Raw genomic sequence first — 11,674 nt, 5'->3', positions numbered from 1 at the left:
GCTTATTTGGTTAGTCTCGCGATCAATGGCGACTTCAAGGGAACCCCTCGGGTGATCAAACCGATAATGCTATTACGCCGAGGCTTCGCCTCCATGCGCTGGCGCACCAGGGTCACGCTATGGATTGCAGCAACCATTGCCGGGCTGCTGGTGGTGGCTTTTGCAAGGCTAGCCGATATAGCCCTGGCGCAGTTTGCTCAACAGACGGCTGAACGAGCGTGGCTTCCCCTCATCTACACCCCACTGATTGGAATGCTCGTTGTCTGGCTGACAACGCGTTTTTTCGTGGGCTCTCAGGGTAGCGGAATTCCACAGGTAATCGCGGCAACACGGCTTGCTCGTCAAGGTAAGCCCATTACCCGACTGGTTTCACTACGCATTGCTTTCGCCAAGATAAGCCTTGGAACTCTGGCGCTTACGGGTGGCTTTTCGGCGGGGCGTGAAGGCCCCTCAGTTCAAGTTGCCGCATCCATCATGCACTTCTTTCATCGCTTTCTGCCCAATGCGCGAATCGTGCGCAGCGAGGATCTTATTCTGGCGGGAGGTGCGGCGGGTATTGCAGCTGCATTCAATACGCCCTTGGCAGGGATTGCATTTGCGGTAGAAGAACTGGGGCGCAAGCTGGAAACTCGAACCAGTGGCGTTCTACTCAGTACCATCATCCTTTCAGGGATGGTTGCGATTGCGCTGCAGGGAAACTACAACTACTTCGGTCATTTCGGCATTCAGGACATCAACGTCGACATAGTAGTCCCGGCCTTAGTGATAGCCATTGGATGTGGCCTGTTGGGTGGCTTGTTTAGCCGGATGTTGTTATGGCCGCAGCGGCATCCACACTTCATCATCTGGCAATGGCGGCGCCTGCACCCTGTATGGTTTGCTGGCATCTGTGGATTGGTCATCGCTATATTGGGTTGGCTGAGTGGCGGAATGTCGTTCGGTAGTGGCTACGGCATTACCTCTCAAGTCATCGCATCCGATGTAGTCCTGCCATGGCACGCCCCAATTACTCGTTTCCTGGCGACTGTAGTGACCTATTTTTCCGGTATTCCAGGAGGTATTTTCGCCCCTTCGCTCGCAGTAGGGGCCGCAGTCGGCGCCAATACCGCAGAGCTATTCCATCTGGCCGCGCAGCCCACTATTGCCCTCTGCATGGTTGGTTTTCTGGCCGCCGTCACTCAGTCACCAATCACCTCCGCAATCATCGTGATGGAGATGATTGATAGCCACAGCATGGTGATCAGTCTCATGGCGGTCGCTTTGATTGCCAAGGCTGTCAGCTCAAGAATGGGGCCTGAGTTGTACCAGCAATTGGCGCGAGGCTTTCTCGAGAGTGCAAAACCTGCTGCCGCGCCAAAGAATCCAGCTCGATAGACCTTATCGTGTCATCGCTCTAGCCAGAGAGTTCAGTTGATCCTTCTCATGCTGCAAAGCTAGCGTGGTCTCTGCACGAGTGATGAGAAGAGCCACGTGCCTGTCGCATGCATCTTTAAATATCATTGGGCTTATTTCAGCGAGACTGATGAGGGCTTTCAACAGGCGCACGTTAACTTCCAGCAAAGCTGCACCGTCCCTGCTGATCGGGGCAAAAAAATCATCGAACAGATCATCAACCGTCAACCCTCGGAGAAAGACCTGTTTACACCCTTGGTCTGTTTGCGAGCCAGAGACGTGAGGCTTGCTCCAGCAAGTCAGTGTCCTCACTCCCCGGCCAATGACATCGATGGCTGTTCCCGGGTCGTTCACCGCAGGCGATAAGGCGCGAGAAGCGATTTCCGATAGCACACAAAGTCCGAAGCGTGGATCATTTTCAAAGGTTCGACGAACGCCAATGGTCAGGGTCGCCAGAACCTTCTCTCTTGCAGTATCGGCGTCACCGGCCATCGTGTTGCCCAAGCTCATAATTTGGAGGAGTGGCATTCCCTCGTGCACAAATGTCCCCGGAAGCACCTCCAGATAAATCTGTATTTGATCGTCATGCGCGATAGCTCCAAGTGCGCTCACATCGATGTGTTGCACATAGCCTGTTGTCTCACTTTTCAGTGTGATTGCGCCAGCAGGTAGCGACAGATCGGTCGGGTAAGCTGAGCCACCCAAGTAGGGCCACTGGACTCGTTGAGTGATTGCCTCAATCGCCGCCTTCTCGACGCGGTCGATGGTTTCCCCAACCCTTCCGAGCTTTGACAGGTGATCGATCCAGCGCAGGAGGGTGTAAACGATCAGGATGACCACAATTATCGTTACTGCGAACAGCAGCACTCGACCTTGCGTGCCATAAGCACCCGTGCTCAACGCGATGATGCCTACCAGGCTAAACAGGAATGAGCCTATAAACGTGGCAAGGGCATTTTGGGTCGTGGTGTCTTCCATCACCAAAGTGGTTGCGCGCGGCGTCACTCCGCTACTCGCTGCGCCATAAGCGGTGACCATCGTGCTCAACGAGAAGGTTGTCACGGCCAGCATGCTGGAGGCAATGATCCCCAGAATTTTGTCTACGGCATCTGCGCCGATGCGCGCTGGCAACGACTCAGGGATGAAGTCTTTAAATACAACAGCGAGCAGTGCCGTAGCCACCCCTAGAAGGGAGAATAGGGAGGCTCTGAACCACAGCCGTTTGGTAAGTTGATTCGTTACCCAACGCCAACGAGCAATCATGTGCAATCCTTCAGTGACTACGTCAATTGAGTACCGGGCGGCGCAGAAGTTTATTCGTAATGTCGATAGTAGTTCGCGCTCTAGCTATCAACTACATCTCCTTGCCTTACCAAGGTTTCAGGCAGTTTGAGCTACATCACAAGGGAGACGTAATCAAGGTCGGTAGGCAGCGGCTAGCTGGCAGCTCTCGTTCCTGAGCGAGCACGAAAGCAGATGACTCACCTAGTGATGGCTTTTAGCCTCGATGCCAGCTAGATTTGGTGCTTTCTAAGATCAAGGAAGAATATGAAAAAGCTCATCGCAGTAGTGGGGATCTGTGTCGCACTTGGCGGTTGCGCTACGTCCCACTACACCGCAGGCCGAGACTTCCCTTCGGCCAGTGTGGCGAGCATCACCAAGGGTAAAACCACCACTGCTGAATTGAAGTCGCTATTCGGTGAGCCCTACGCCAAGAGTGCAGTCAGCGAGACTGACGAGAAGTGGATCTACACCTACACCAATGGCTCAGCCCATGCCCAGAGCTACGTGGTCACCATGAAGGTGACGACTACGGGCATTCAGAAAACGCTCGACGTCTTGATCCGCAATGACGTTGTCATCAACTACACGTTCAGCGAAGGCCCCGCTCCAGGCACTACCACTGCGACGAACTGAGGTCGCCATCTAGCCATTGGCAGCTTAGCGCGCTCAGTAAGTATGAAGGCGTTGCAATTTGATTCACGTCAGGTCTGTCAGTTGTCCCCCCAGGGATCGAATTTGTCCCCATACCTAGCGCGCAGGGCGCGATTGCGCTCGATCCTCCTGATCCACGGATCGTAGTCCTCGGGCAACGCGGCGAGCTTAGCGCTGATGATCATTTGCACGGCCTCGTCACGCAGTAACCTGCTGGTCAGCTCGCGATATTTGCCACGCGTAATCACACCATAAAAGGCATGATTGTCTTTAACGTAGAGGTCGGTCATTCCTACCCGCATATGTCCATATTTTTCTACGTCATCGGGGTAAATTTCCTCAAGGCTGAGGTGTCCCATATCCAACTCCAGGCTTCAAAGGTGCTATCGAAAACCTGCGCCATCATTGAAGTCGTTCCTTCGCGCCAGCGCCTACAAATCCAGCCAACAGCAAGCCATTAAATGTGCGCATGATAGCCTCGGCACAGCCATAACTGCTCTGAGAATCCGCTATGAACACACCCGACGCACATGCTGATTTCAGCACCCTGATCAACGCACCGAAATTTTCGAACGACCCAGTCGGGCAGCACCAGAAGAAACGGTGGCGACTGCTGGCAGCAGACATTTACCAAAGCACCACAATAGAGGCATTGCTCGAAGCGAGAGGCAAAGCAGAAGGCTACATTCATGGCCTTGTGGATGCCGGACACCTCTCGACCAAGGACTACGAGCGTGATTACCTCATTCTGTGCGTCGCTCAAAGGCGGCGTGAATTCCTGCGCAAATTGCTGAACGAATACGGTTACTGAAGCAATAAACTCGTGCTTTAGCAGCAATTCCAAAGCGTCTCGGGGAATGTCTTTACGTCCCCATCGAGGCTCTCAGCTTGAACCGTAACTCCTCCTGAGTCGGCGCTGAGCTAAGGCCCAGGTTGGAGTCAGTGCGAATCAACCGTCGATCGTGATCTGGCCAGCTTTCAAAAGGATCATCATCCAAGGCTATCCAATTCGTCAGACCTGCCCTAGTCACTGCAGCACGGATCTGCTGATAGCGGCTGTACATGTCATAGCCCTCAAGCGGCGCCTTGGGCATTCTTGAATGCCATGTACTGCTCACCGTTAGAGCTTGCAGCTCTGGCGGTAATGCAGCGCGTGCACGGCGGTAACCGAGGATGCGCACCCAGCTTGTCGATAAGCTGATTTTGACTTGAGGAAACTCCTTCAGTATCTCGACAAGGATTCCGGCATGCATCATGAGTTGCCCGGGTGCGCGCAATTCCAAACCACTCTGGGTACGGTAAACGTCGTCCGGGTGCAGCACCCCATCAAAATCGAGAAATAGAACTCGATCATTCGGCGTCAGCCGGCTGCTTGTCGGGCAGTACAAATCAAGCATGGTAAAGATTTCTCAAAGCCAGCCCTCCTGGAAGTTAACTGCTTACCGTGGAGAGCGCTGCCGTATGGACTCAATCAACTCCATCAGTAGCTCGTCAAGACTGACCAGGCCATCCGCATATCGCTGCATCTCAGCAAGGTGCGTAGAGGAAGGCCTCACACCTTCGAGTGCCTGACAGCCAAGAACCTCCGCCACCGCTTTGCGACGTCGCTCACGCTCAAGCTCATCGGTCTGCACGTGCCACCTCTCCTTCGCTTAGAAAGCCTTCACCAAAGGGAAAGCCAGGCTATCTAGCGTTTACTTAAACGCCTTACTGAAGCGCTGGGAAAGCGTCACAGCATCGATCACTGCCCAGCTCTCCGGGTCATTGCTTTTCACGATCCAATTGATCGCAATCCCCACCATGACCAGCCCTGCCAAGATCCCCTCCCAGAACGCCCAAACGAAGGTCGTCCGAACCAGGTAATCAGGGTCAACGCTTCCGGAAACTAGATGAATCGGATAGGGAGAAAGGAAGCACCCGGCAATGAATGCCAAGATCATCAACGGCACTGCGTAGACCATCAACATCATCGGTACCTTGATCTGGTACTGCCTTGCCGCCACCAGCTTGCTGTTCGCGCCCTTCATGGCGTAAATGGTGGCTTTGTTTTCAGTCTTGTCTTTTTTCTTCGTGAAGATGCCGTACAGGGTCACTCGCTCCCCCGCCTCGATCTCCTCAAAAATCTTTCCTGGCAGCAAAACATTCGGCAATACCTGCCCATCGATAACGATGCGCGCGGTCACAGTCCCCTGCTCAGCAGCAATCACTCGTGGCTTCTCGATCACTCCAGTGACCTGCCGGCAATCAAATCGAATCAAAACGTGCTCCTGCTATTTTTTAAAGGCGTAGTCAATCGCTCTGCCTGAATGGCAGCGTGGGTGAAAGTGTTGAGTCAGTTACGCTCGAAACGAGAAGACGGTACTCAGTGCTGCGGGCTTTCTCACACCATCACCAAGCAATAGGTAGACCGTGCTCTTAGTTTCAAACATGTACGGGTGGTCATGCGAAACTCCGAAATTGGTGCGTACCCAGTGGCCGGGAGAAAAACGTCGGCGGCTGTCAAGGACGACCTCATGGGAGTAGACAGCTTTTGGTAGCAGCCCCATTGATGCGAGTCGATTCTGCTCCGCCTGAGTGAGCTGGAGATCAGCGATGATCCATTGCTTCACTAGGCAGAAAGGCTTCCCCGGAAAAGTCCTTTCGGCGAGCCCTATTATTTCTTCTTGCTCGCCATGCCAACCAAGAACGACTTCCCCACTTCCGTAAAAAAACTGAGCAATCTCATCAAGTGTTACTGACATGGCGCCTCCAGTGTTTGAACCATCATGTGCGTGCACTGGTGTAGATATGGCCCGTTCCGGTTATGAACTCGTAGACCGGGTGTTCCTCGGTGCCAGGTTGAATGCGAATTTCAGAGAGAAGCTCCATTGCGTATGACCCCTGCTCGCGCTTTGTAGGTGGAAGGATGAGATGAATGTTCGTCACGATCATGAACTCACCCTGCTCCGCTGCACGCATCATCTGAACGGTTTCCACATCCGTAACTAGGTGAGCAACCGGACTAAAGCCACCATCCTCTAATCCCATTCCCTCAATCAGAAACGAGTACTCGCACCGACTGATATCCATGGATTTCCAGAGCATTCGAATACCGTCTGGAGTTCTAAACTGACCCTGCAAATTGCTGCTATTGGTTACAAACACTTCGGATAAACCCTATTTCAAACCCTACCAGGCTTTGAATAAGCTCAGCGTAAGGCAGCCTTCGATTGACCCTGCTCATGCATCTGGCAACCGGATAGGGATGCTGCCGAAAGGCACGCGATTCCTTGGCGCTATGCATCCTGTTGAATGGCCATCATAAGCAAAAATCCCACCATTAACAATTTAAGATATTTGGTGGGTCGATGCGAGTATGGCTCTATCCTTCATTTTGAGAAATTGAACGTGAAGGAAGAGCTAGCCGTCACGCTGCGCGCCATCCGGCAAATGAAAGGATTGGGTTATGAGGCCCTGTCGGGAACCATCAGCCAGAGCAACCTTAGCTTGCTCGAACAAGGGAAAATCCAGGCGACGCTACCGACCCTCGTCAAGATCGCCGAAACGCTCGATATCAACCTTCTGACTCTATTGGCGTTGTGCTTGGCGATACGTGACAAAGAGGCACCTGAACATTTGATAAAAAATGCGCAGAAAGAGCTTCAAGGCTTCATCGAGTCGGGTGGCCTTAAAATCATGGAGGATCAGATTCAAGACGGCGCATTGAAAAAACGTTCTCGAGGAACTCGAGCGGATGCTCAGAGGGTGAGTGCCGTTGTAGAACTGAAAAAGCAGGGCCTGACACAAGCCGAAGCTGCGCGCGAGCTAGGTTTGCCTACATCGACTGTTCAACGGTACTGGCAAAAGAGGTAAACCTTCATGGGCAGAATCTTCAGCACGATACACCTCATCGTGCCTGAGTCGTAACCGGGCATAGGCGCTGACAACTGGGCCTGGCTTAACGCTGCGTCTGTAAGTGCTAGCATCGTCCAGAACGACATCAGTCCGACCCCTTGCGCATGCCTCGAACCCAGCAAAACCTCACCAGCCTTAGAGGCACCTTCAGCCAGCTCCTTGGCAAGCAGAAAGACCATTACACTGATACGCGAATCCCAGAGCTGCTCTTCTCGTTGGGTCTCGATGATTGTACCGAGTACAACTCAAAAAGGCGTCATCTTGAGAAAGCGGTAGAAGACGCGAGTGATGCACAGCGGGTGGCTGCTGCTCAAAAAGCCTTAGAGCTGATTGGCTTTGAGGTTCACGAAGCCAAGCCAAAAAAAGCCTGTATCGACGTCTGGAAGCGAGCTTGCCGAAATCATCGCCCCCTCAAGTGCTGGCCTTTAGCAGCTTCTTCAAAGCCTTCACGACAGCGATTCCTGATCTTCCAGTCTTGCTGCCTGAGGTCTGGTTTCACTGGGATCCCCAAACGGTCTCACGACGCGGCAAGGAGGCCTTGCTGAGGTCGCGCATGGACTTCCTTCTTTTGCTTCCTGGTGGGTACGGGTTGTCATCGAGGTTGATGGCAAGCACCATTACTCCGACCCTGACGGACGCTCAAGCCCCCGCCTCTACGCCGAGATGATGGCCGCTGACAGGGCTCTGAGGCTGGTGGGGTACGAGGTTTACCGGTTTGGGGCTTCCGAGCTCCTGTAGCCCAATGCCGAGGAGGTGCTGATTGGATTCTATCGCTCGCTGTTTGAGCGGTACTCGTTGTACACGGCCCCATGAATCAGGGCTTGCCGCACGATCAGACGCTTTTCTGGACTGCTAGTCAGGCACAGGCACAAGTCATGATGGGAGGGGTGTAAACCAAAAAAATGACCTGTAAAGCATGGCGGTTTACAGTGCATTTTTTGAGTTTACAGCTTGATCTTACTGGGCCCGATGGGCATCAACCGATACCGTTCGAACCGACCTGAGACTACGCTGCTGCAGGCCAAAGGATGAGAAAGCCGATCACCACGCCATGGGCGGGTGACCGACAACTCACACGATCGAATCAGCCTTTTAGTGGGAAGAAACCATATCTCCCAATCTTTTTGCTTTTCGTGAAATGCTGATAATTCATATGAGGGATGAGCGCCATATCAGGCTCCTTGTTCTCAAATATAATGACTTGAGAGTCTTTGAAGTTATCAGCGATATCCTGATAGAACGCATAAATCACGTCCGCTGCTACTTCCTCATCATCTTCTTCAGGCTCTGGATCCCCTTCCTTGTATGTGGTCAGTGGCGAATCAAGCACTACAAACCCGGGGTGGCGCCCAGAAAGCTTCAGCAGATTCATCAGGCCCAGAGCAAATGCGGAGGAAGCAATCGCTCGATACCCTTTACCGAAGTTGCCCCTTGCACTCCCACCAATGGTGATGTCTCGTGCATCGAAATCGAATTCCACAGGGGAGTGGTTCGGGAAGCTCCAGCGCTGCAAGATATCCTCAATCTCTTTCACCAGAGGCTTCGCAGACTCCTCAAAGCTTTCAGGGGTGTAGGTGTTTTGCTCTTCAAGCAGCAGAACACCCAGTCGGTTCAACTCCTCCCTCAGCTTGGCCTTATCTTTAACGAGTCTATCCAGCGCCGAGTGATCTTGCTTTAGGCACGCACCAAGCTCCTTCAGATCACTTACTGCCTGAACCAGCCCCTGGAGCTCCGAGGTAATAAGCTTCTCTACTGTCGCTATGGAGGTCTTGGTGCTCTCAGCACTTGAGGTGTTCTGCTCAATCGCTGCCGTCAGAGATCCCTGGGCTTCCGCGAGCTCGTGGATGTTCTTCGAAATCCGATCCAACTCGAAGGAAACACCTTTCTTGATGTCATCTACGTCCGTCGTGCATGACTCGGAGTCGAAATGATTCCCACAAGTTGGACAAAGCACCGCGTCTGCACCATCAAGCAGAACTGCCGCCTGCTCAATGCCCTGAAGGCGCTGGCGATCTGATTCGTACTTCTGGCCAAGCATGTCAAATCGGCTAAGCAGAGCCTTGTCTTCAGCAATTTTGCCTTCTATCAACTCCAGTGCGGAGATATGGTTGGCCTTCTGGGTGAACAGATCTTCACTTGAATGGAACGCGCCTTCCAGTTCCTGCTCAGCCAGCTTCAGCCGAAGCGCGACCTGGTCGACAAACGAACTGAGCTTCTGAAGTTCAAGACTTTCAGCGGCATCATTTCCTGGATAAAACTGCTTGATAATACCTTCTACAGCAGTAGCCTTATGTCTCAATGCTCCCTTTGACTCCAACTCCTTTTTAGCCTGTTTAACCCCGGCATCGTCTTTTCCCGTTAACAGTAGCTTCAGGATGGATTTCTCTTTAGGGCCCTCATTATTCTGGCCTGTACCTAGAGGAGAGTAATCAGCCACAATTCGCGTCTCATCCATCAAAAAAATTTTTTCGAAGTCGCGAAGTGTGAAAGAAGCATTGCTTAGAGAAGTTGTGCCTCTCAGCAAAAGCTTGCCATTCAATCCCAACCGGTTCAAAAACTGATTGGAGACCGAACTCATATTTCTAGGATTGTGTTTGACTCCCAGGGTTTGCGCCTTACCTTCTTCATCATAAAAGTTCGGCTTGGAGCTAGCACTGAGCTCCCTCACGATTGTGAAGAAACGCCCATCATCGTGCACAAACTTAACCTTGACGGTGGTATACCCTCGCGATTCTTTAATGAGCTTCGGTGGCTTGGTCGCACCAAGGGCAAACTTTATGCACTGAACAATGTATGACTTACCGGTATTAGAGCCACCTTGAACAACGTTCGCGCCTTTCTCAAAAAAAACAGCAGCATCTGCAAGCTCAGGGCCACTCACAATAACACTTTCAATAAACATCAGACCGCCCTATCGACTTTATAGATGGTGCGACGTTGAACCGTGAGGTGATCAATGTTTTCCTCAACCCAAGATACGCGCCGTCTAAAATCCGCGTGATACTCAGTAGTCAACTTGGTGGAAAATGCCCTGCCCTCGTCAGTGACTGAATATCGAACGCCTTGCTCATCAATTTTAGAACTTATCAAGCCCTTTGAGGTAAAAAGCTTGATAGCGCTAGGAAAAATTTCCCGTCGACGAACCAGCTCAGTCAGACGACTTACCATCATTGGATGCAAGCTTGCCCCCCCTTGAAAATCACCACTATAAATCGATGCGTAGTCCAAGAAGATCAGCTCATCCAGATCAAGCGTCCGGGTAAGGCCAGCAAGCAACAGAACAATACGCGCCCCTATCTCCACAGGGCTATTGTATAAATCCTTTGATTTCATGATTTTTTCTTCTTCACCCAAGTGAATTCGCGGTCATTCACTAACTGATGGCACAACCCCTTACGATCAGAGGTCTGCAGGAAATGGCGGAGCGGATGAGAGTCGTATGGTATAAGCACAGAGTGCGTGCTCACTTTAAGAAAACGCTGGTATCCATCATCGTGCTTTTCGTGCAAAACACTGTCAATACCCTCATGACATTCTTCTTTGAGTTTGTCATAGCACTCTGTAGGAAACCCATCTCGCGAAAACACTTCTAAGTACTCAGCACTAAAGAAGTTGATCCTAGCCCGTTCCAGAACCTTCTTGTACTCACTTTCGACGATGCTTTCAAATGAATACTCAGCTCCATCGGCCTCCGAAAATGCGTCCAAGAGAGCCCCGATGTAGACTTTCTCGTTATCAGCAACGGCCCCTGGCTTGACGCTTGGAACTACTGGACGTTTTAGGTGATAGCTCCCAAATCGAGACGTGTGGTAAGGCGTCAGGGCATGCAGCTTTATCAATTCAATCGAGGACATCTCATCAACAAATGAAAAGTCGATGGTCTTTAGGTAACTTAGAAATTCGCCTTCTAGAGAAATTGATTCCTTGCTAGTGATTTTATCTTTGCACGTCTTATCCCAGCGCTTAATTATCTCACCCTGAATGCGAGACTTCTTGGTAAATATACCCATGCAAGGCGCGCTGCACCCTTTCGGGGTCACAAAGCGGTATTTACGTGGCAGGGTGTACTCTTTTTTCCAGGTGTAGTAAACGAGCTTGCCCAATTCAGCAACAACGTCGGCAATACTCAACTTATCTTTGTAGTGCTTACATTGAAAGTTATCCCACCCTGTCGCGAACTTGGCGATGACGTCCCGCCCCATGTCCCCCCCGCCGCCACACAGCGTTACCGATTCATAATCCTTATCTAGGTAGGATACGAATTCGGAAGTAAAAACCTCCCATTCAGGCGCTGACATGATCTGCAGACGATCTAGTGGCTGGACTGGTGCACCTTTCTCCACATCTAATGCCGTAAGCTCGAACGCAGGGGCCGGAGGAATCTTGATGGGTTTTTCACCAATTGGCATTAGCAGCACCCCCGGAAAGGTACTCTGATTGCTGAATTACTATA

14 protein-coding genes are annotated in these 11,674 nt (G+C 51.8%); 4 read left to right on the top strand and 10 right to left on the bottom strand.

Going from position 1 to position 11,674, the window contains the following annotated elements; genetic code table 11:
• Positions 1-51 precede the first annotated feature (51 nt).
• Positions 52-1,374 (top strand): chloride channel protein, encoded by a 1,323-nt coding sequence (locus HUW52_RS10640; RefSeq protein WP_175553592.1) that lies wholly within the window; start codon positions 52-54, stop codon positions 1,372-1,374.
• Positions 1,375-1,377: 3 nt separating this feature from the next.
• Here the strand turns inward: HUW52_RS10640 and HUW52_RS10635 are convergent, their stop codons facing one another.
• On the bottom strand, positions 1,378-2,655 hold the full coding sequence (locus HUW52_RS10635) for a DUF2254 domain-containing protein (RefSeq protein WP_175553591.1): 1,278 nt from the start codon (positions 2,653-2,655) through the stop codon (positions 1,378-1,380).
• Positions 2,656-2,940: 285 nt separating this feature from the next.
• Between HUW52_RS10635 and HUW52_RS10630 the strand changes: the two genes are divergently transcribed.
• The gene (locus tag HUW52_RS10630; RefSeq protein ID WP_175553590.1) at positions 2,941-3,309 is read left to right on the top strand and encodes a hypothetical protein; all 369 of its coding nucleotides are present in this window, start codon (positions 2,941-2,943) and stop codon (positions 3,307-3,309) included.
• Positions 3,310-3,386: 77 nt separating this feature from the next.
• Here the strand turns inward: HUW52_RS10630 and HUW52_RS10625 are convergent, their stop codons facing one another.
• On the bottom strand, positions 3,387-3,686 hold the full coding sequence (locus HUW52_RS10625; RefSeq protein WP_175553589.1) for a hypothetical protein: 300 nt from the start codon (positions 3,684-3,686) through the stop codon (positions 3,387-3,389).
• Between the two features lie 152 nt (positions 3,687-3,838).
• On the opposite strand from HUW52_RS10625, the gene HUW52_RS10620 reads away from it, so the two are divergent.
• Positions 3,839-4,138, top strand: a complete 300-nt coding sequence (locus HUW52_RS10620; RefSeq protein ID WP_175553588.1) for a hypothetical protein — start codon at positions 3,839-3,841, stop codon at positions 4,136-4,138.
• A gap of 52 nt (positions 4,139-4,190) precedes the next feature.
• On the opposite strand, the gene HUW52_RS10615 is transcribed toward HUW52_RS10620, so the two are convergent.
• From HUW52_RS10615 to HUW52_RS10595, 5 genes are all read right to left on the bottom strand, one after another.
• A complete protein-coding gene (locus HUW52_RS10615) occupies positions 4,191-4,724 on the bottom strand; it encodes an HAD domain-containing protein (protein ID WP_175553587.1) in 534 nt (177 codons plus the stop codon).
• A 42-nt stretch (positions 4,725-4,766) separates the two neighbouring features.
• On the bottom strand, positions 4,767-4,919 hold the full coding sequence (locus HUW52_RS30740) for a hypothetical protein (protein ID WP_371929259.1): 153 nt from the start codon (positions 4,917-4,919) through the stop codon (positions 4,767-4,769).
• A 102-nt stretch (positions 4,920-5,021) separates the two neighbouring features.
• Entirely contained in the window at positions 5,022-5,585 is a 564-nt protein-coding gene (locus HUW52_RS10605) for a hypothetical protein (protein ID WP_175553585.1), read from the bottom strand.
• Positions 5,586-5,663: 78 nt separating this feature from the next.
• The gene (locus HUW52_RS10600; RefSeq protein ID WP_175553584.1) at positions 5,664-6,068 is read right to left on the bottom strand and encodes a hypothetical protein; all 405 of its coding nucleotides are present in this window, start codon (positions 6,066-6,068) and stop codon (positions 5,664-5,666) included.
• 22 nt (positions 6,069-6,090) lie between these two features.
• Positions 6,091-6,411, bottom strand: coding sequence for a hypothetical protein (locus HUW52_RS10595; protein WP_175553583.1), 321 nt, complete (start codon positions 6,409-6,411; stop codon positions 6,091-6,093).
• Positions 6,412-6,618: 207 nt separating this feature from the next.
• Here HUW52_RS10595 and HUW52_RS10590 point away from each other — a divergent pair, with 207 nt between their 5' ends.
• Positions 6,619-7,179 carry a helix-turn-helix domain-containing protein gene (locus HUW52_RS10590; protein WP_175553582.1) on the top strand — a complete coding sequence of 187 codons (561 nt, stop codon included), beginning with the start codon at positions 6,619-6,621 and terminating at the stop codon, positions 7,177-7,179.
• 1,126 nt (positions 7,180-8,305) lie between these two features.
• Here the strand turns inward: HUW52_RS10590 and HUW52_RS10585 are convergent.
• From HUW52_RS10585 to HUW52_RS10575, 3 genes are read right to left on the bottom strand one after another with little or no spacing between them, the layout of a single operon-like run.
• Positions 8,306-10,123 carry a hypothetical protein gene (locus tag HUW52_RS10585; RefSeq protein ID WP_175553581.1) on the bottom strand — a complete coding sequence of 606 codons (1,818 nt, stop codon included), beginning with the start codon at positions 10,121-10,123 and terminating at the stop codon, positions 8,306-8,308.
• Positions 10,123-10,575 (bottom strand): ABC-three component system middle component 2, encoded by a 453-nt coding sequence (locus tag HUW52_RS10580; RefSeq protein WP_256668108.1) that lies wholly within the window; start codon positions 10,573-10,575, stop codon positions 10,123-10,125. Before HUW52_RS10580 ends, HUW52_RS10585 begins: the two co-directional genes overlap by 1 nt.
• Positions 10,551-11,630 carry an ABC-three component system protein gene (locus HUW52_RS10575; RefSeq protein ID WP_175553580.1) on the bottom strand — a complete coding sequence of 360 codons (1,080 nt, stop codon included), beginning with the start codon at positions 11,628-11,630 and terminating at the stop codon, positions 10,551-10,553. Before HUW52_RS10575 ends, HUW52_RS10580 begins: the two co-directional genes overlap by 25 nt.
• Between the last annotated feature and the right edge of the window lie 44 nt (positions 11,631-11,674).

Source organism: Pseudomonas sp. 43A (genome assembly GCF_013363935.1).
Taxonomy (GTDB): domain Bacteria; phylum Pseudomonadota; class Gammaproteobacteria; order Pseudomonadales; family Pseudomonadaceae; genus Aquipseudomonas; species Aquipseudomonas crudilactis.
The sequence above is the reverse complement of the archived record's forward strand: the minus strand, read 5'-3'. Positions and strand labels throughout refer to the sequence as shown.